Below are 18,723 nucleotides of genomic sequence, written 5' to 3' on the forward strand. Positions count from 1 at the left end.
TCCTAAAGTGTGGGCGTCGGCTTGAGGACGTCGGTGCCGCTGAGATCAGTGCTGCTGGACGCATCTTTGCTGCCGGGGTTGTCGACGCCGGGGCAGCGGACGCCGTCCTGGCAGCGTTCTCCGCATTCATGCTTGGTCACGAGGTCGAACTGGGCTCCACCGTGCTGGTCTACACCGTCGCGGATGGCACGTTCCACCACTGAGTCCGCCAACCGCCGCCGCAGGGACAGCGGGTCCCGCCGAAGGTCCTTGACGAGGGCGAAGCACAGCAGCAGCATGACCAGCACGAACGGCAGGGCCGCCACAATGGTGATGCGCTGGAGCCCGGACAGTGCTTCCGACGGCTCGTCGCCGCCGGCGAGCAGCATCACCGCCGCCACCGCGCCGGTGAGGACTCCCCAGAAGATCACCAGGCCGCGTTTCGGGTCGGAGGACCCGTTGGAACTCAGGGAGGCCATGATGATCGACGCCGAATCTGCGCCGGTGATGAAGAAGATGGCCACCAGGACCATGGCCAGGACGATGACCGCCGTGGTGAGCCAGCCAGGCATGGACATGTTCTTCACGAGGTCGAACAGAGCGCCATCGAAGTCGATGGACGGCGTCCCGTTGGCCATGGACACCAGCCCGGGAGCGTTCGACTTGTCCGCTTCCTGCTGGATGTGGAAGGCGGTGCCGCCAAAGATTCCGAACCAGATGACGCTGACAATGCTGGGGACCAGCAGGACGCCGGTGACGAACTGGCGGATGGTCCGGCCGCGGCTGATCCGGGCAATGAACATGCCGACGAAGGGCGTCCAGGATACCCACCACGCCCAGTAGAAGATGGTCCAGCCGGACATCCAGGTGCGCAATGCCTCGTCGCCGACGGCTTCGGTGCGGGAGGACATTTCGGCAAGGTCCCTGGCGTAGTCTCCCACTGCAGCGGGGATGAGGTTGAGAATGAACAGGGTTGGCCCGGCGATGAAGACGATGAGTGCAAGCACCACGGCCAGGACCATGTTGATGTTGGACAGCCACTGGATGCCGCGGCTGATGCCTGACACCGCCGATGCAACGAAACAGGCCGTCAGGATGGCGACGATCGCAACGAGGACGGGTGTGCCGACTTCATCGATCCAGCCGTTCGACGTCAGTCCGCTGCCGATTTGGAGGGCGCCCAGTCCCAGTGATGCTGCGGTGCCGAAAAGCGTGGCGAAGATTGCCAGTATGTTGATGAACTTCCCCACGGGTCCTTCCACGGTCCGGAGTCCGAACAGTGAGGTGAAGGCGGCGGAGATCAGTTGCCGGCGGCCCAGGCGGTACGTTCCATAGGCCATTGCAATACCGACGACGGCGTACATGGCCCAAGGGTGCAGGGTCCAGTGAAAGATGGAGGTGGCCATGGCAGTTTGAATGGCAGCGGGCGTCCTTCCGTCCACCGTTCCGGGCGGAGGGGAGATGTAGTGGTAAAGCGGCTCGGCCACGCCGTAGAACATCAAGCCGATGCCCATGCCGGCGGCAAACATCATGGCGATCCATGAGACCGTCTTGTACTCGGGCTTTTCACCGTCCTTGCCGAGCGGGATATTTCCCCACTTGCCAAGGGCCAGCCACAGGATGAAAACAACAAACAACGAGGCCAGGACCATAAAGAGCCAGCCGGTGTACTCCATGACCCAGCCGAGGGCGAGGGTGGACGTGGTGGCCAGGCTGTCCCGCCCGAGGAAGCCCCATGCCACGAACGCCAGGGCAACAGCGCCGGTAATGCCGAAGGTGGCCTTATCGAGGGTGAGCTTACGGTTCCGCCGCTCGGCCACGGCCTGCTCGGCCCGGGTCTGGCGGAGCTCCTGCATGATCTGTTCGGTGTCTGCTGCCTCCGCCTCGGGGCCGGTGGACGCGGGAAGGAGGTCGTCTTCCACCAGGAGGTCATCGTCCGCACGGGTTTCACTGTTTAAAGCCATGAGCAAGTCCTTTGGTCTGGGGGCAGCGAGCCGACGTTCCGTCCTGAACAACTGCACTCGCGATAAGCAACAGAGTGCGGTAGCTCACAATCCTTGTCAAGGCTTTTCTCTTCTATAACGCGGCCTCTGCCTCCTGTTGCGACGGCCTTTGACAGCGGGGGTGGGGTCGGTCACGCTGTTGCACATAGCGCTAGTTGTTGCGAAGTAAGCAGTTGAAAGAAGGCGTCGGATGCAGACGCTAGCTACTGCGGGAATCGAGGACGGCCAGGACCGCCGTTACGACGCACTCACCATCAACCCAGGAGAGGGTTGGCGACGTGCCGCGGCCAGGAGAGGTGCGGCTGGGCCTCGCCGCCGGCACTCCGCCGTCGGTGGAGGGGGCAGGAACGTGTCAGCGCCGGGTGTAGCCCATCTTGGCGCTGATCTGAAGTCCCGCCTCTTTGAGGCCCTCCACGAGCCCCGGCTCCTTCTCGGGGTCAAAGCGGAAAGCCGGACCGGAAATACTCACTGCCCCGATCACCGCTCCAAGATGGCTGTAGACCGGCACAGACATGGAATTGATCCCGATTTCAAATTCCTCGAGCGTGACGCCATAGCCGTCCCGTGCGACGTCCAGCAGCTCGTTCTCCAGCTTCCCCCGGCTGGTAATGGTCCGGGGGGTCCTCGCCGGCAGCCCGGTCTCTTTCAGGATCCTGTCCCGATCGTCCGCTGACAGCGCCGCCAACAGGACCTTTCCGCTGGACGTGGCGTGAAGCGGTGTGAGGCTGCCTACCCAGTCGTAGGTGGCCAGTGTCGATGGGCCCATCGCCTGGTCCACGTTGACGGCGAAGTTGGAGCGCAGGACGGCGAGGTTCACCGTTTCCTTGAATTCCTCCGCGAGGGCCTCCAGAACGGGCCGGGCCTCCCGGACCAGGCTGAGCCGCCCGGGGATGGAACTGGCCAGGCGCAGGATGCCAAAGCCCAGCTGGTACTTTCCGCGCTCGCTGTTCTGGTGGACCATTTCGCGGCTCACCAACGAACCCAGCAGCCGGGAAACCGTGGACTTATGGATGCCCATCTCCTCGGCGATGTCACTTACGCCGGCGTGGCCGTCCCGGGCCAGGATCTCTAGGACCGCGAGGGCCCGGTCTACGGACTGGACGCCGCCGTGCTGGCCCGCCTCGGCATCGGCATCGGGTTCGCGGTCGTTGTTCAAAGCCATGACTAATACTCTCAAGTAGCTTCCGCCTGGAGAAATCAGTACTACGGAGCGTGCGTGCCCGGCTCGACGGTGCCCGCGGCGCCGTCGACGGTGATGCTCTGCCCGGTGTGGATCCGGGAGGTGGCGTCCGGGACGCCCACCACCGCGGGGATTCCGTACTCGCGGGCAACAACTGCCCCGTGCGAGTTCGGCCCGCCCATCTCCATCACCAGGCCACCGGCAGTGAGGAACAGCGGCGTCCAGCCCGGGTCGGTGGACGGCGCCACGAGGATTTCGCCCGGGTCCAGGCGCGCCCCCTCGGGGTCCAGGATCACCCTGGCCCGGGCGGTGACGGTGCCCGCCGATGCCGGAGCCCCTGTTAGAACGCCCGGGCTGGCCTCCGCCCAGGTGCCTGCGCCGCCGCGGGCCGGCAGCGCCTCGGGCTCGGTGCCGTCCGACAACAGCACCCGGGGAATGTGCCGCCGGCCCAGCTCCTCCTGGTAGGCATTCCGGCGCTGCTCCACGGCGGCGTGCAAATCCTGCCCGCCGAGCCCTGCCCGGGCCTCGGCGAGATCCAGGAAGAAGACGTCATCCGCTGTCCGGATGCGGCCCAGCGCCGCCAGCTCCGCCCCGACCAGGGCGAGCTGCGCGCGCACCGCCGCCAGCGCCTCCACAATGCGGTACTTCGGCAGCTCGCGAAGCCCGGCGAACAGGCGGGTCCGTTTGAGGGCGGCGCGGACCAGTGCCCCGCGCAGCCGGCTCTGTTCCGCGGCGGCGGCCGCGAGCCTCTCCGCCTGCTCTTCCGCCTCGAGCGCGGCCTTGCTGAACTGCCGGTCCGGGGCCAGCGCGGGATCGTCCAGCCGGAGATAGTTCGCCAGGACGCCAAGGATGTGGGAGGGGTCATCGGACCAGCGGGGCATCCCGAGGTCGATTTCGGCCACGGCCCGGTGCCCGTACTGTTCCAGGAACCCGGCCAGCCCGGACTGCACGACGGCGGGAAGCTCCCGTCCGCGGTAGCGGCGGGCCAGTTCGGGGACGGCAGTGTCCGAGAAGACGGCGGCGGAACCGGCATCGGCCCGGATTGTGGCGGCAAGGTGCCAAAGAGCCAGGTCCATCTCTGTGGTCACGTTGTTGGGCAGCCCCCGCAGGACGGCCTGGAGCTGACCCGGTTCGGCGCGGGTGCCGAGCAGTTTGCCGGCGGCGGCCAGCAGGGCGAAGCCGAGCGCGGGCAGGGGAAGGATGTTCGGGACCACCGGGAACAGTTCCCGGCCCAGGATGCGCTCGGCATGGTCCAGGCGCTGCAGGGGCGTGGCGTCCGCCGGCACCTGGAGGGCTGCCCTGAACCGTTCGCCGAACCGTTCGACGTGGCGCAACGCCGCCTCCGGAGAGACCAAAGCACGGAGCAGGGATTCCGGGACCCGGCCGCGCGCGGCGACCGGAAGGATGTGCTTCAGGACCGGCCAGGGCGACTTGAGGGTGACGGAGAACCTGGGATCCTCGAAGAGCCGGCGCAGCACCGCCGCGGAACGCGCCTCCATCACGTCGAAAACCCGCGGGACTATCGCACGGCCCGTGGAGCTGCGGGCCACGGCCGTCAGGTCGAAGAAGATCCGCTGCCCGGCCTGGGCGTAGGGGGAAGGGCCGGCGGACGGTTCCGGAACCTCAAACCGTGCCGCCTGCGCCACGGAGGAGGCAATCCGCCGGAAGCCCGCCAGCCCCATCGGCGTCAAGGGGCGGGTGAGGCCTTGCGCCAGGCTGAAACACAGGTAGACGCGGGGGCCGTCCGCATGCAGGCGCTTGTCAGGGAGCGGGTAGAGCGTGGTGATGGGACGGGACTGGGTCAGCCAGGCAACACCGTCCTGGTCGATGGCCCATTCGAGGTCCTGAGGTGAGCCGAAGTGGACTTCCGCGCGGCGGCCGAGCATTTCCAGTGCGCCGAGCTGGCTGTCCGTCAGGCAGGGTGCGGACACGGCCTCCGCCTGCTCGATCCGGGTGGTCCCCCCGCCGCGCAATGGCCGGATCGCGACCGTCTTGCTCCCGATTCTGCGCTCGAGGACTTCGCGGGTAGCGCCGTCGACGACGAAGTGGTCCGGGTTGACGGCCCCGGACACGACGGCCTCACCGAGGCCGGGGCTGGCATCGATGACCGCTTCGTGGCGCCTCCCGGTCACAGGGTTCGCGGTGAAAAGCACTCCGGCGACGGCGGCGTCAACCATCTGCTGGATGACGACGGCCAACGTCACTGTTGCCGGGCTGATTTCATGGGTGGCGCGGTAGCTCACCGCCCGGTCCGTCCACAGCGAGGCCCAGCACCGGCGGACCGCGTCGAGCACGGCTTCGGCGCCGACCACGTTGAGGAACGTGTCCTGCTGTCCGGCGAAGCTGGCGAACGGCAGGTCCTCCGCCGTCGCGGAGGACCTTACTGCCACCGGGACATCCGGTCCGAGGGCGGCGTAGGAATCCGTGACGGCCTCGGCGATCTCCGCGGGGACAGGAGCGCCGATGGCCAGGCCACGGGCGGTGGCGGCCAGTTTGGCCAGTTCCGGGAGGTCTTCGGGGGAGGCCGCAGAGAGTCCGCGGTGGACCTGCTCGAGGCCCGCCGGAGCCATCGCTGCCCGGTAGGCGTCCATTGTCACGCAGAACCCGGCCGGCACCGGCAGTCCGGCGCGGAACAATTCCCCGAGGTTGGCTGCCTTTCCGCCGACGTCGGCCAGCATGTCCTCGCTGACCAGCTCCAGCCCGAGGACGAACCACTGTTGCGGCGACGGCTGCCGCTCGGGCTCGGGTTCGGGCTTGGGCTCGTGCGGAGGCTCGCGGCCGGGCGAATCCACGCTTCGCAGCTCCTCCACTGGCCTGCCCCCTTCGGTACGAGGATTAGGGATGGTCAGTCACCGAGGAGGGGGCCGAAGGCTGCCCGGTCCGCGAGCCGCGGATCATCCCGGTCCGGGACCACCATGACCGGGCCTTTGGCGTGGTGCAGGATGCCGTCCGACGTCGAGCCGAGCAGCATCCCTGTGAAGCCGCCGCGGCCTCGGGTTCCGACCACCACGAGTTCGACGTGCCGGCTGGCGTCCACGAGGATGTCGACCGGGGAGCCGTCGACGAGCTGTGTCTCCACCGTCAGGCGGGGGAAATGGCTCTTAAGCCAGGCCACGCCGGCGTCGAGCTGTACCTTGATGTCGGCGAAGAGGGCATCCCGGTCCATCGGGGCGGGCACCCAGGCGAGCGATCCGTTGTACTGCGGGACCGCGCAGACCAGCCGGAGCGGTGCCGAGAACCGCTCGGCCTGGGCCGCCGCCTCCAGCACAGCCACCCGGGCCTGATCCGAGCCGTCGACCCCCACGACCACGACGTTCTCGACCGGCACGTGCCCGGACTTCGCCCGTTCAGCCAGGACATGCCTGTCGTCCGTCGTTTCCCCCAGGCGGTCGGCGCAGATCAGCGGGATGGTGACCGTTGGGCACTTCGCGTGTGCCGGCAGAGCGCTGCTGACGGAACCGAGCAGCCGGCCGACGAAGCCACCGCGGCCGCGCGTGCCAAAGACCAGCAGCTCGGCTGTCTCGCTCATGTCCAGGAGCACCCCTGACGCATCACCGTTCTCCACGGAGGCATCGACGTCGATGTTGTAGCCGGCCACCTTGTCCATCGCTTGCTTCAGGATGGCCTCGGCACCCTCCCGGATCACCGAGTCGTCCACCGTGGCGTAACCGCCGTCCAGTCCTGAGGCCGCGAAGATCGGGACGGAGTAAGCAGTCACGATGTGCAGCGGCCGCTGGCGGCGTTCGGCCTCACGGGCAGCCCACACCAAGGCGCACTGGCTGTGGTCCGAACCGTCCACGCCGACCACGATTCCCTGGGGAGCCGGGCTGTTCCGCGCTTCCCCTGCCGGATCCGGATGAACCTGTTCTCGGCCCATGGGGTCCGCCTCCTCGCGATTCTTGCCTGATGTTGCCGCTATTCTGCCAGAGGTATGACCGAGCACCGTCCGCGGCAGCCGTTCACCGGCGTCGCGGTCCAGATGCTGCAGGCAACAGCCCTGTTTTTCCCAACTATTCTCGGTTAAGCGAGAACTGGCAAGCATGCCCCAAGGTGCTTCCAAGGACGCCAACGGCCAAGGTTTTACACAGAGTTAACGCCCCTCGGGGAAGGGCGCCGGACGGCCGTTTCCAGGGCCACCGCCGCCGTCGGAAAGCGGCCAGGACGGGGTTGGCGCAGGGTCAGCGCGGGGCCGTCGCTAGCCCCGGAGGATTGTTCGTCGGGCTCTATCCACGGCAGGGAATCTTGGGTAGTCTACGAGGCATCGCTGAACCGAGACTCGAGTTTCAGAACGCAGCTCCCCCGGGGAGCCGGCGCCCGGACCGGTCAACGGACAGCGATATGTATTGCCGCCCCGGGCACCATTCGAGAAAGGACCCTGCAGTGTCGGACGCGCCTGTAGACGGGGCTGTCGAGCAGACCACCGCGGTCATCATCGGCACCGGCCTTTCGGGACTGGCGGTTGCCAGCGAGCTGCGGCGCCGCGGGGTCAGCTGCATCGTCGTGGACGGCCTGGACCTGCTGGGCGCGGGCCATCCCGCTAACAGGTCCTCGCTCCAGCGCTGCGACGCCGCCGATGCAGCAACGCTCAGGGAACGCAACGAAATCCTGCGGCACCTGAGGAATTACGCCACCAACCACAAACTGGATATCCGCAGCAACCTCCGGGCCCTGCAGCTGGACCACCTTGATGCCGGCGACGCCGGCTCCCCCGCCCAACATTGGGCCGTCCGCACGCCGGGTGGCGTGCTTCTGGCGGACCATCTGGTGTTGACCCGGTGTGCCCACAGCCAGCTGCGGCGCATGCTGTCAGAGCTCGGCGTCGCGGCCGGGCAGAACCTGATGGCCGCCATGCACGCACTCGGCATGTATCTGGTGGGTGTGGGCGAGCTCATCACTCCCACGCCGAAGGAAGTCCTGCGCCAGGCCAAGGTGGTCGGCAACGCGATTTCCGCCAAAGTACATCCCGGCGGCTTCCCGGCCGCACTGTCCGGCGGCTTCGCCCTCGCGGCCCACGCCTGATCAGGCCCACGCCTGATCAGGCCTACACCTGATCACACCGGCGGCGAATCCTCACTGCTTTGGGCGGCCGGGCCGTCCTCCACGGTGAGCCGCCGCTTGGCCATCAACGCCAAGGCGACCAGGATCCCCACCGCCGTTCCGACGAAGATCACCAAGCTCCACGGGAAAGGCTCGGCGGCGTTCGGCACGGGCGCCGGCGTCGCCGTGACGCCCGGCTCCGGGGTGGTGAGCGTAGGAACCGCGGGGGCCGCGGAGGCCGCCGTCGAACCCGGCGCTCCTGCCGTAGCGGTGAAGGTGAAGGTGCCCTCGATGGGATGGGAATCCGAGCTGACTATGCGCCACGACACGGTGAAAACCCCGGCGGGGGCGCCCTGCCGGAGCCTCTGCGAGGCGACGTTGTCCACAATCTCCACGTTGCCGTCGGCCCAGCTGTTTCCCGCGGCATCGCTGACCAGGATTTGCGACCCCAGGCTCAGGGGGTTCCGGTTGAACGTGATCGACACCTTCTCCGGCGGTGTCGCCACTGTGGCCCCTGAGGCGGGGCTGGTCGATTCCGCGACGTCGTGGGCCGACGCCGGAACCGCGGCCCCGAACAGGACCGAAACGAGGGTCATGGCCGCGAGCACGCCGGTCAGAAGCTGTCGGATCAGGCGCATGGGCTGATTCCTCCTAGTGTTGGCTTGCTTACAGACTAGGTGAAATCGCCGGGTGGGCAGGTCGGCGCCGAATAGGATGCAAGTAACCACCCTTATCTTCCCGGAGGACCAATGCTCAAGCAGGGCTCTGCACTCGACCGGTATTTCAAGATTTCCGAGCGGGGGTCGAACTTCTCGCGGGAGATCCGTGGAGGTTTCGCTACGTTCTTCGCCATGAGCTACATCGTCGTGCTCAACCCGCTCATCCTCTCCGGCCCCGATTCCTCCGGGGCAAGCCTTGGTTTCCCCGCGGTCGCCGCCGTCACCGCCCTGGTCGCCGGCATCCTCACCATCCTCATGGGGGCCTGGGCCAAGCACCCCTTCGCAATGGCCACCGGATTGGGCGTCAACGCCTTCGTTGCCGTCACGGTGGCCACGAACCCCGGCCTGACCTGGCCGGACATGATGGGCCTGGTGATGCTTTCCGGCGTCACCATGCTGATCCTCGTCCTCACCGGATTCCGGACCGCCGTGTTCAAGGCCGTTCCGGAAGGGCTGAAGACCGCGATCGTGGTGGGCATCGGCCTCTTCATCGCCCTGATCGGACTCGTCAACGCGGGCTTCGTGCGCCGTATCCCCGACGTCGCCGGCACCACCGTTCCCGTGGGCCTGGGCTTCGACGGCAAGCTCTTGGGCTGGCCGACCTTCGTGTTTGTCTTCGGGCTGATCCTGACCATCGCGCTCGTGGTCCGCAAGGTCAAGGGTGCCATCCTTATCGGCATCGTCACCTCAACCGTCCTGTCCGTGCTCCTGGAATTCACCCTGCACATCGGCCCGAGCTTTGACGGCAAGAACTTCAACCCGCAGGGCTGGTCCCTGGTGGCCCCGAAGTTCTCGGAATGGGCTGCCCCGGATTTGTCCCTGATCGGCAAGGCCAACCCCTTCGGCGCGTTTGAGCACCTGGGCTTTGTCGCGGCGACGCTGCTGGCCTTTGTGATCCTGCTGAGCATCTTCTTTGACGCCATGGGCACCATGGTGGGCCTGGCCACCGAGGCAGGCACCATCGACAAGGACGGCAACATCCCGAACGTTGACCGCGTGCTGCAGGTGGATGCGCTGGGCGCCATCCTGGGCGGCGGATCGTCCGTGTCCTCCAACCAGATCTACGTCGAATCGGGCGCGGGCATCGGCGAAGGCGCCCGCACCGGGCTGGCCTCGATCGTCACCGGCCTGCTGTTCCTCGTGGCCATGTTCTTCACACCGCTGATCAACCTTGTGCCGTTCGAGGCCGTCGCCCCGGCCCTCGTCGTCGTCGGCTTCATGATGGTCGCCCAGGTCGGCAAGATCGACTGGCAGGACTGGGGCATCGCGATTCCGGCGTTCCTGACCTTCACCCTGATGCCGTTCACGTACTCGATCGCCAACGGCCTGGGCGCCGGCTTCATCGCCTTCGTCCTGATCCGCACCTTCCAGGGCCGCGCCCGCGAGGTGCACCCGCTGATGTGGGCCGTGGCGGCGGCGTTCCTGCTGTTCTTCTCCATCGGCACGATCGAAACGGCGCTCGGAATCCACTAGGCGCCTACCGCGTCCCTCCCCCGCCCTTTCCCGTCCGCTCGAGCGTTTCCGGGATTCCGGACGGCCCGGCGGCGGCGCTGCTGGTTTTCCCGCCCTGGCTGCGATGAGCTAGGGGCATGGTTTCTCCGACACTTCCCGTGGACGTCCCGCCGCAGCCCTGGACCGGTCGGTTCGACGGCGACGGCGCCGAGCACCGCCGCTGGTGGCAGGCCGTCGGCGCGTATCCCGCTTCCGCGCTCCCGAACCCCACGGCCCCGCTCGCTGCGCGTCCGTCCGCTGGAAACCCGGCCCCTGACGGGCGCCCCGCTACCGGGCGCCCCGCCGTCGTCCTCGGTTTCTGCAGCGATGCCGGGGTGCGCCGCAACAGCGGGCGCACCGGTGCCGCTGCCGGGCCCGCCGCCATCCGCGCCGCCCTCGGCCCGCTCGCCTTCCACCTGACGCGGTCGGTGCACGACGCCGGGAACGTCACCGTGGCGGGGGACGCGCTGGAAGCCGGACAGGCGCGGGCGGGACTGGCCATCGCCGGGCTCCTCGACGCCGGCGCGCTTCCCGTGGTGCTGGGCGGCGGGCACGAGACGGCGTTCGCCAGCTACCTCGGCGTGGCCGGGTCGGCCGCGGTCCGGGACGGCCTGCGGGTGGGGGTGCTGAACCTGGATGCCCACTTCGACCTCCGCGACGCTCCTGCTCCCAGTTCGGGCACCCCGTTCCTGCAGATGGCCCGCGCCGAAGCCGCCGCGGGCCGCGGACTACGGTACGCCGTCGTCGGGATCTCCGAACCGAACAACACCCGGGCGCTGTTCCGTACCGCGGACGAGCTGGGGGTGGACTATCTGCTGGACGAGGACTGTTCGGCGGAGGCGACCAGTAGCTTCGTGGCCTCTTTCCTGGCGTCGGTGGACGCGCTGTACCTGACCATCGACCTGGACGTGCTGCCGGCGTCGGTCGCTCCGGGCGTCAGCGCACCGGCCGCCTTCGGTGTTCCGCTGGCGGTGATCAGTGCGGTCTGCCGGCAGGTCGCCGCGAGCGGAAAGCTCCTGCATCTGGATGTGGCAGAGCTGAATCCGGAATTCGATATCGACGGCCGCACGGCCAAGGTCGCGGCGCGGCTGATCGACACCCTGCTGCGGTAGGCCTGCCATGGAGGGGCCGGTAGGCCTGCCCTGGAGGGGGCGGTGGGCCCGTCAGAACGAGGGAACCCGTCAGATCGGCGTCGTGGGTGCCTGGCCTACGTCACCGTGCTGCTCCTCGGCCCGCCGCTCGCGGATCCGGTCCAGCCTGTTCATGACGGGAGCCGTCGTCGCCCCGTGCACCACGATGGACAACGCCACGACCAGGCCCACGAAGGCCCACAGCTGCGTGGCCTGGGCGCTGAAATTGCCCTTGCTGAGCGCATACGCGAGGTAATACAGGGAGCCGATCCCGCGAATACCGAAGAAGGAAATCGCGGTCCGTTCCCGCGGTCCGGTCTTCCCCCGCATGAGGGCCAGCCACCCCGCCAGCGGCCGGACCAATACCAGGAACACGAGCGCCACCAGGAGCTCCGGCCAGCCGATGCCCGCCAGCAGGCCACGCGCGATGGCCCCGCCCAGCAGCACCAGGATTACTACAGTCATGAGCCGTTCGAGCTGCTCGACGTAGGAGTGCATGACGCGGTGGAAGCCGTGAGTCCGTTCCGCGGCCCGGATGGTCACGGCGCACACGAAGACGGCGATGAACCCGTAGCCTTCAACCATCTCCGTCGCACCGTAGGTCAGGAAGGTAGCCGCCAGTGCCACGAAGCCTTCGGAGTGAGCGGACAGCCGGATCGTTTCATGGCGGGCGGCGAAGAAGAGCCGGCCCAGCGCCTTGCCGGCGAGCCAGCCGAGGAGCACGCCCGCCCCGATCCGCCAGAGAAGGTCCATGGTGAACCACGGAACGAACCATTCCCTCGGTGATGTCCCGACGAGGCTGATGGCGATGGCCAGATAGACAAAGGGAAAAGCGAGTCCATCGTTGAGGCCGGCCTCGGACGTGAGGCCGAACCGGATCTCGTCTTCGCCGCGCGCGCTTTCGTCCTCGTCATCTGCCGGCTCCCCCACCTGGACTTCGGAGGCGAGCACCGGGTCGGTGGGCGCGAGGGCGGCGCCCAGGAGCAGGGCGGCGCCCAGGCCAAGGCCCAGCACCCCAAGCCCCAGCAAGGTCAGCGCGATGATGCAGAGCGGCATGGCAAGGCCCAGCATCCGCCAGGTGGTCGACCACCGGCGCAAGCCGAGGGGACGATCGAGCGCAAGGCCCGCACCCATCAACGAGATGAGGACGCACACCTCGGTCAGGTGCATCGTGAACTCGGTGTATTGCAGGGGGTCCGGGTCGGGCAGGCTCGGAATGAAGGTGAACGCCAGCATTCCCGCCCCGAGGAACACCATCGGCATGGACAGCGGCGCATTGCGCAGCAGCTTGGGCAGAAGGGCAGCGGCCAGGACTGCCAGCCCTGCCGCCGCAAAGACAATGCTGGGTGCCTCGAACAATTTGCTTCCCTTCGGCCGCCGCCACATCGCAAAAATGAGTCGGGGCGCCGTCCCTGCGGAACGGCGCCCCTCCTGTCACGATACCCGCGTGCGGCGCGGAAACCTGTTAACTGCTAGCTCCGCCGCACCTCCACGCCGTCGGACTTCAGGAATAGCTGGGTCTCGGACGGGTCCGCCGGGACCAGCCAGAGGACGTTGCCGCTCGCTGACACTTCTTCAACCTCCCCGGCAGCCAGAACCCGTGCGTGCTTGAGGATTTCGACCCGGTCGCCCGTCTTAAGGCTTCTCCAGTCGGAAACCGTGGCGGCGGATGCCTGGCGCTTGGACAGAACCGTCCCGCGTGCTTTCATGAACCTCTACCCCTTTGTATATGTTCTTCATCACAACTTCATCGGTGTGACTCTCCATTAGTACTACAGTTCCGGGCCCCCGTCCGGGCGTGTTGCAGACTATTTCGGGGAAACCGCGCATTGTGCGCCTGAACTGCACTTTCTTCTCGCTCAGGCGAGATTTCCGACGGCGGATTCGGCCGCCGCCCGCACCTTGCCGGAGGCGACCAGCCGATCCGCCGCCTCCAGCTCAGGCGCCAGGAACCGGTCGGTTCCCGGGCCGTCGACGACGTCCCGCAGTGCCGCGATCACGGCGGTGCCCGCAGGCCCAGGCGTCAGCTCGCCGCCGGAAAGCTGGGTGCGGATGTCCAGCGCCCGGGCCGAGGTGACAAGTTCGATCGCGAGCACGCGGCGCAGGTTCTCAACGGCCCTGCGGAGCTTGCGCGCCGCATGCCAGCCCATCGAGACGTGGTCCTCCTGCATCGCGGAACTCGGGATCGAATCCACCGACGCCGGGACCGCCAGCCGCTTGTTGTCCGAGACCAGCCCGGCCTGGGTGTACTGCGCGATCATGAGCCCGGAGTCGACGCCGGGATCCGCGGCGAGGAAGGCCGGCAGCCCGTGGGACCGCGCTGGATCCAGCATCCGGTCGGTCCGGCGCTCGGCGATGGAGCTCAGGTCCGCGACGGCGATCGCCAGGAAATCCAGCACGTACGCGACCGGCGCGCCATGGAAGTTGCCGTTGGAACTGACCCTGCCGTCAGGCAGCACCACGGGGTTGTCGATCGCGGCAGCCAGCTCGCGCGAAGCGACCAGCGCGGCGTGGTCCACGGTGTCCCGGACCGCGCCGGCAACCTGGGGCGCGCACCTCAGCGAGTAGGCGTCCTGGACCTTGGTGTCGTTGATCCGGTGCGAGGCGACGATGGGCGAGCCGGAGAGCACCCGCAGCATGTTGTCCGCGGCCGCAGCCTGGCCCGGATGCGGCCGAAGCGCGGCGTGCAGCTCGGGCAGGAAGACCTGGTCCGTGCCGAGCAGCGCCTCAACGCTGAGCGCTGCCGTGATGTCCGCCGTCGTAAGCAGCTGGCGGAGGTCCGCGATGGCCATCAGCAGCATGCCCAGCATGCCTTCGGTGCCGTTGACCAGCGCCAGCCCTTCCTTCTCGGCGAGGGTGACGGGTTCGATCCCGTGCTCGGCGAGGAGCTCGGCGACCGGGCGGCCGCCCTTGGTGCCGTAAGTCTCCCCGTCGGGGCCGGTGGCTTCGCCTTCGCCCATCAGCACCAGCGCGCAGTGGGAAAGAGGCGCGAGATCGCCGGAGCAGCCGAGGGAACCGAATTCGCGGACCACCGGGGTGATGCCGGCGTTGAGCACGTCCACCATGGTTTGCAGCACCACCGGCCGGACCCCGGTGCGGCCGGAGGCGAGGGTCTTGGCGCGCAGGAACATGATGCCGCGGACCACCTCCCGCTCCACGGCCGGTCCCATCCCGGCGGCGTGGCTGCGGATCAGCGACTTCTGCAGCTGCGTGCGCAGTTCGCCCGGGATGTGCCGGTTGGCGAGCGCGCCGAAGCCTGTCGAAATGCCGTAGGCAGGGACGTCGCTGTGGGCGAGGCCATCAATGTGGGCGCGGACCTTAGCGACGGCGTCGAGGGCATCCGGGGAAATGGCCACCTTCGCGCCGTGGCGGGCGACGGCGAGGACGTCCTCCGGCGTGACGCCGCTGGAGCCAAGGGTGACGGTGAGCGGTTCGTGGGTGATCGTGGTCATGGTGTGTTCCTACTTCAGTTCTCGTCCATTGCTCCGCAGGTGCCCTTTTGGGAGCTCATAACGGCAGTTGTGGAGCAATCGATGCTGGGCGGGGCGTGGTCAGCGGCTTTCGGTCATGGGGTTTCTCTGGCCACGCGGACAGGGTTCCCTGGCCGAGCTTGCGAGGTTAGGGAGTCCGTGGGGAGCATGGGGATGCGGACGCCGCGTTCCTGGGCGACCTCGACGGCGCGTTCGTAGCCGGCGTCGGCGTGGCGGATGACGCCCATGCCGGGGTCGTTGGTGAGCAGGCGTTCGAGTTTCTGCGCGGCGAGGTCCGTGCCGTCCGCGACGGAGACCTGGCCGGCGTGGATGGAGCGGCCGATGCCGACGCCGCCGCCGTGGTGGAGGGAGACCCAGGTGGCGCCGGATGCGGTGTTGAGCAGGGCGTTGAGCATCGGCCAGTCGGCGATGGCGTCGGAGCCGTCCGCCATCGCCTCGGTCTCGCGGTACGGGGAGGCGACGGAGCCGGAGTCGAGGTGGTCGCGGCCGATCACGATGGGCGCCTTGACCTTGCCCTCCTTGACGAGCTGGTTGAACAGCAGCCCGGCCTTGGCCCGCTCGCCGTAGCCCAGCCAGCAGATGCGGGCGGGAAGGCCTTCGAACTCCACGCGTTCACCGGCGGCGTCGATCCAGCGGTGCAGGTGCTTGTTGTCCGGGAAGAGCTCCTTGATGGCCCTGTCCGTGACGGCAATGTCCTCAGGATCGCCCGAGAGCGCCACCCAGCGGAACGGGCCCATCCCCTCGCAGAACAGCGGGCGGATGTAGGCCGGAACGAAGCCGGGGAATTCGAAGGCGCGGGTGTAGCCGCCCTTGCGGGCCTCGTCACGGATGGAGTTGCCGTAATCGAAGACCTCGGCGCCGGCGTCCTGGAATTCCACCATCGCCTGGACATGCTTTGCCATCGAGGCCTGGGCCTTCTTGGTGAAGCCCTCCGGGTCGGCGTCGGCCTCGCAGTGCCACTCTTCTACCGAGATGCCCTCGGGGAGGTAGCTCAGGGGGTCGTGTGCGGAGGTCTGGTCCGTGACGATGTCCACGGTGAGCTCGCCGGCGTTGTGGCGGCGCAGGATCTCCGGGAAGACCTCGGCGGCGTTGCCGACGTAGCCCACCGACCAGCCGCGGCGCTCCTCCTTGGCCTTGAGCACCTTGGCGATGGCGGCGTCGAGGTCGGTCTCCACCTCGTCGAGGTAGCGCTTGCCGGCGCGGCGGCGCAGGCGGGTCTCGTCGACGTCGACAATCAGGCAGGCGCCGTCGTTCAGGGTGACGGCGAGCGGCTGCGCGCCGCCCATGCCGCCGCAGCCGCCGGTGAGCGTGAGCGTGCCGGCGAGGGTCCCGTTCTCGTCCCCGGTGAGCTTGCGGGCGATCGCGGTGAAGGTCTCGAAGGTGCCCTGCAGAATGCCCTGGGTGCCGATGTAGATCCACGACCCGGCCGTCATCTGGCCGTACATCATCAGGCCCTCGGCTTCGAGCCGGCGGAACTCGGGCCAGTTGGCCCAGTCCCCGACCAGGTTGGAGTTGGCCAGGAGCACCCGGGGCGCCCATTCATTGGTACGGAAAACCCCGACGGGCTTGCCGGACTGGACCAGGAGCGTTTCGTCCTTTTCCATGGTTTGCAGGGTGCGGGTGATGGCGTCGAACGCAGCCCAGGACCGGACCGCGCGGCCGGTTCCGCCGTAGACCACGAGGTCATCGGGGCGTTCGGCCACCTCGGGGTCGAGGTTGTTCATCAGCATGCGCAGCGGGGCTTCGGTCTGCCAGGACTTGGCGGTGAGTTCCGTGCCGCGGGCGGCTTTGACCGGGCGGGCACCGGTGGTGAAATCGGCGGGTGCCATGAGGGCTCCTTTGTTGGCTGGTGCGGTTCCTGGGAGAAGGTTCTGTATCAACTAAAGCGTGCGGGCGGCCCCGCAGACAGGTGCCCAGGACGGGTGCTGTCCGGTATCCCAGACCGCACTGACTGGCACTACATGTCGTTTTGGACGCCCTAAACGACGCCTACTGCGAGCCAGTTGGGTTGCGGCGGCCGTGGATGCGGACCGAAAGCTCGTCCGCGACCTTCTGCACACGGGCGGCCAGGGCCGGCCATTGGTCCGCCGGCAGTTTGTCCTCGAGGAACGTCACGGCGACTGCCGCCGTCGGCCAGCCCACGTGGTCCGTCACGGCGGCGGCGATGGAGCCAAAGCCGGGCGTCACTTCGCCGTGTTCAGTGGCATAGCCGCGCTGCCGGACCTGGTCCAGATGCGAGGACAGCGCCGAGTACTTTGTGATCGGCGATTCGGTCTCGTGCCGGGCAGTGAACGCCGCCGCGTTCGGGTACAGCGCACGGACCTGGGACTTCGGCAGCGCGGCCAGGATCGCCCGGCCGCTGGCGGTGAGGTGGCTGGGCAGCCGGACGCCGACGTCGGTCACGAGCGAGGGCCGGTTCTTGGCCCGCTCTTCCACGATGTAGAGCACGTCACGGCCATGCAGCACGGCAAGGTGGGCGCTTTCGCCGATCACGTCCACCAACGAGGCCAACAGCGGCCGGCCCAGCCGGGAGAGCGGCTCCTGGCGGGAATAGGCCGAGCTCAGCTCGAAGGCGCTGATGCCCAGGCCGTAGCGCTGCTCCTCATGCAGGTGCAGCACAAACCCGTTCTCTTCCATCACGCCGAGCAGGTGGTAAACACTCGAACGCGGCAGGCCCAGGGAGGTCGCAATGTTCGACGCCGCCATCGGGCCCCGCTTGGAGGCCAGCAGTTTGAGGATGCGCAGCGTGTTTTCCGCCGCCGGTACTTTGGACGCCGCCCGGGCAGCCGGCCTCGGCACGGCATTAACGGGCGGCGCAGTCTGGTTGGTCAGGGCAGTCATGTGTTCCTCTTCGACGTCGGGGGGTGTCCGGTATCCCGTACTTAAGCATGCACCCGGCCGGCTCCGGCCTATTGTCATGCCGGTGCAGCGTGTCTGAAATCCCAGACAACGCCCACCGGCTGACTCCACGGGCGACGGCGCCCTGCCGTCCGCCGCCCGTGGAGGCTTAAGATCGGGCATGGTCCCGCTGAGCAACGTGCTGGCCTTCGCGCTGGCGTCCGCAGTCCTGATCGCCGTCCCCGGGCCCAGGGTGTTGTTTGTGGTCGGCCGCTCGCTTGCGTTGGGCCGCAGGGGCGGGCTGCTGAGCGTGCTGGGAAATGCCTTGGGTGAGCTGCTGCAGGTCGCCGCGGTGGCGCTGGGGCTGGGCGTCGTCCTGGCCCAGTCGACGGTGCTGTTCACCGTGGTCAAGTTTGCCGGCGCCGCCTACCTCGTATATCTCGGCGTCCAGGCGATCCGGCATCGCGGCGGCAGGGCGGCGGCCTCTGGTCCCGCACGTTCCTCGTCGGTCCGGCGCGTGCTGCAGGAGGCGTTCATCGTTGGTGCCACGAACCCTAAGTCGGTCGTGTTCTTCGTGGCGGTGCTGCCGCAGTTTGTCGACTATCCAGCCGGCGCGATTCCCCTCCAGCTTGCCACGCTCGGTGCGGTCTTCCTGCTGATCGCGCTGGTTTCCGACAGCGCCTGGGCCCTTGCCGCGGGGACCGCCCGGCACTGGTTCGCCCGGTCGCCGCGGCGGATCGCGGCGCTGGGCACCACCGGCGGGATCATGATGGTCGCCCTCGGCGGCACCCTGGCCCTCGCCGGCCAGGCCGGCGAGCTGCCGGCGGGCAAGTAGCGCTGGGCGGGCGGAGAGTC

14 protein-coding genes are annotated in these 18,723 nt (G+C 68.0%); 4 read left to right on the forward strand and 10 right to left on the reverse strand.

Going from position 1 to position 18,723, the window contains the following annotated elements; translation table 11 throughout:
* Positions 1–2: 2 nt before the first annotated feature.
* The 4 genes from QFZ65_RS18765 to QFZ65_RS18780 all read right to left on the reverse strand — a co-directional run bounded on the left by QFZ65_RS18765 (position 3) and on the right by QFZ65_RS18780 (position 7,039).
* On the reverse strand, positions 3–1,943 hold the full coding sequence (locus QFZ65_RS18765; protein WP_306912342.1) for a BCCT family transporter: 1,941 nt from the start codon (positions 1,941–1,943) through the stop codon (positions 3–5).
* Between the two features lie 391 nt (positions 1,944–2,334).
* Entirely contained in the window at positions 2,335–3,144 is an 810-nt protein-coding gene (locus QFZ65_RS18770; protein WP_306912343.1) for an IclR family transcriptional regulator, read from the reverse strand.
* 41 nt (positions 3,145–3,185) lie between these two features.
* Positions 3,186–5,840, reverse strand: a complete 2,655-nt coding sequence (locus tag QFZ65_RS18775) for a PEP/pyruvate-binding domain-containing protein (RefSeq protein WP_306912640.1) — start codon at positions 5,838–5,840, stop codon at positions 3,186–3,188.
* A 167-nt stretch (positions 5,841–6,007) separates the two neighbouring features.
* Positions 6,008–7,039, reverse strand: a complete 1,032-nt coding sequence (locus tag QFZ65_RS18780; RefSeq protein ID WP_306912344.1) for a universal stress protein — start codon at positions 7,037–7,039, stop codon at positions 6,008–6,010.
* 503 nt (positions 7,040–7,542) lie between these two features.
* On the opposite strand from QFZ65_RS18780, the gene QFZ65_RS18785 reads away from it, so the two are divergent.
* Complete coding sequence (locus tag QFZ65_RS18785; RefSeq protein WP_306912346.1) at positions 7,543–8,181, forward strand: NAD(P)-binding protein; 639 nt, start codon at positions 7,543–7,545, stop codon at positions 8,179–8,181.
* A gap of 32 nt (positions 8,182–8,213) precedes the next feature.
* Here QFZ65_RS18785 and QFZ65_RS18790 read toward each other — a convergent pair whose 3' ends face one another.
* On the reverse strand, positions 8,214–8,837 hold the full coding sequence (locus QFZ65_RS18790; protein WP_306912348.1) for a copper resistance CopC family protein: 624 nt from the start codon (positions 8,835–8,837) through the stop codon (positions 8,214–8,216).
* A 111-nt stretch (positions 8,838–8,948) separates the two neighbouring features.
* Here QFZ65_RS18790 and QFZ65_RS18795 point away from each other — a divergent pair, with 111 nt between their 5' ends.
* Together QFZ65_RS18795 and hutG are read left to right on the forward strand one after the other, a co-directional pair.
* On the forward strand, positions 8,949–10,391 hold the full coding sequence (locus QFZ65_RS18795) for an NCS2 family permease (protein WP_306912350.1): 1,443 nt from the start codon (positions 8,949–8,951) through the stop codon (positions 10,389–10,391).
* A 116-nt stretch (positions 10,392–10,507) separates the two neighbouring features.
* Entirely contained in the window at positions 10,508–11,521 is a 1,014-nt protein-coding gene (gene hutG / locus QFZ65_RS18800; protein ID WP_306912351.1) for a formimidoylglutamase, read from the forward strand.
* A gap of 69 nt (positions 11,522–11,590) precedes the next feature.
* On the opposite strand, the gene QFZ65_RS18805 is transcribed toward hutG, so the two are convergent.
* From QFZ65_RS18805 to QFZ65_RS18825, 5 genes are all read right to left on the reverse strand, one after another.
* Positions 11,591–12,898, reverse strand: a complete 1,308-nt coding sequence (locus QFZ65_RS18805; RefSeq protein ID WP_306912352.1) for a sodium:proton antiporter — start codon at positions 12,896–12,898, stop codon at positions 11,591–11,593.
* 113 nt (positions 12,899–13,011) lie between these two features.
* Entirely contained in the window at positions 13,012–13,248 is a 237-nt protein-coding gene (locus QFZ65_RS18810) for a hypothetical protein (RefSeq protein WP_306912354.1), read from the reverse strand.
* Positions 13,249–13,398: 150 nt separating this feature from the next.
* The gene (gene hutH, locus QFZ65_RS18815; protein WP_306912356.1) at positions 13,399–14,991 is read right to left on the reverse strand and encodes a histidine ammonia-lyase; all 1,593 of its coding nucleotides are present in this window, start codon (positions 14,989–14,991) and stop codon (positions 13,399–13,401) included.
* A 113-nt stretch (positions 14,992–15,104) separates the two neighbouring features.
* Entirely contained in the window at positions 15,105–16,859 is a 1,755-nt protein-coding gene (locus tag QFZ65_RS18820) for a urocanate hydratase (protein ID WP_306912358.1), read from the reverse strand.
* Positions 16,860–17,019: 160 nt separating this feature from the next.
* Positions 17,020–17,871, reverse strand: coding sequence for an IclR family transcriptional regulator (locus QFZ65_RS18825; protein WP_306912359.1), 852 nt, complete (start codon positions 17,869–17,871; stop codon positions 17,020–17,022).
* Between the two features lie 178 nt (positions 17,872–18,049).
* Between QFZ65_RS18825 and QFZ65_RS18830 the strand changes: the two genes are divergently transcribed.
* Entirely contained in the window at positions 18,050–18,703 is a 654-nt protein-coding gene (locus QFZ65_RS18830) for a LysE family translocator (protein ID WP_306912361.1), read from the forward strand.
* The last annotated feature ends 20 nt before the right edge of the window (positions 18,704–18,723 follow it).

This window comes from Arthrobacter sp. B3I9 (assembly GCF_030816935.1).
Classification (GTDB): domain Bacteria; phylum Actinomycetota; class Actinomycetes; order Actinomycetales; family Micrococcaceae; genus Arthrobacter.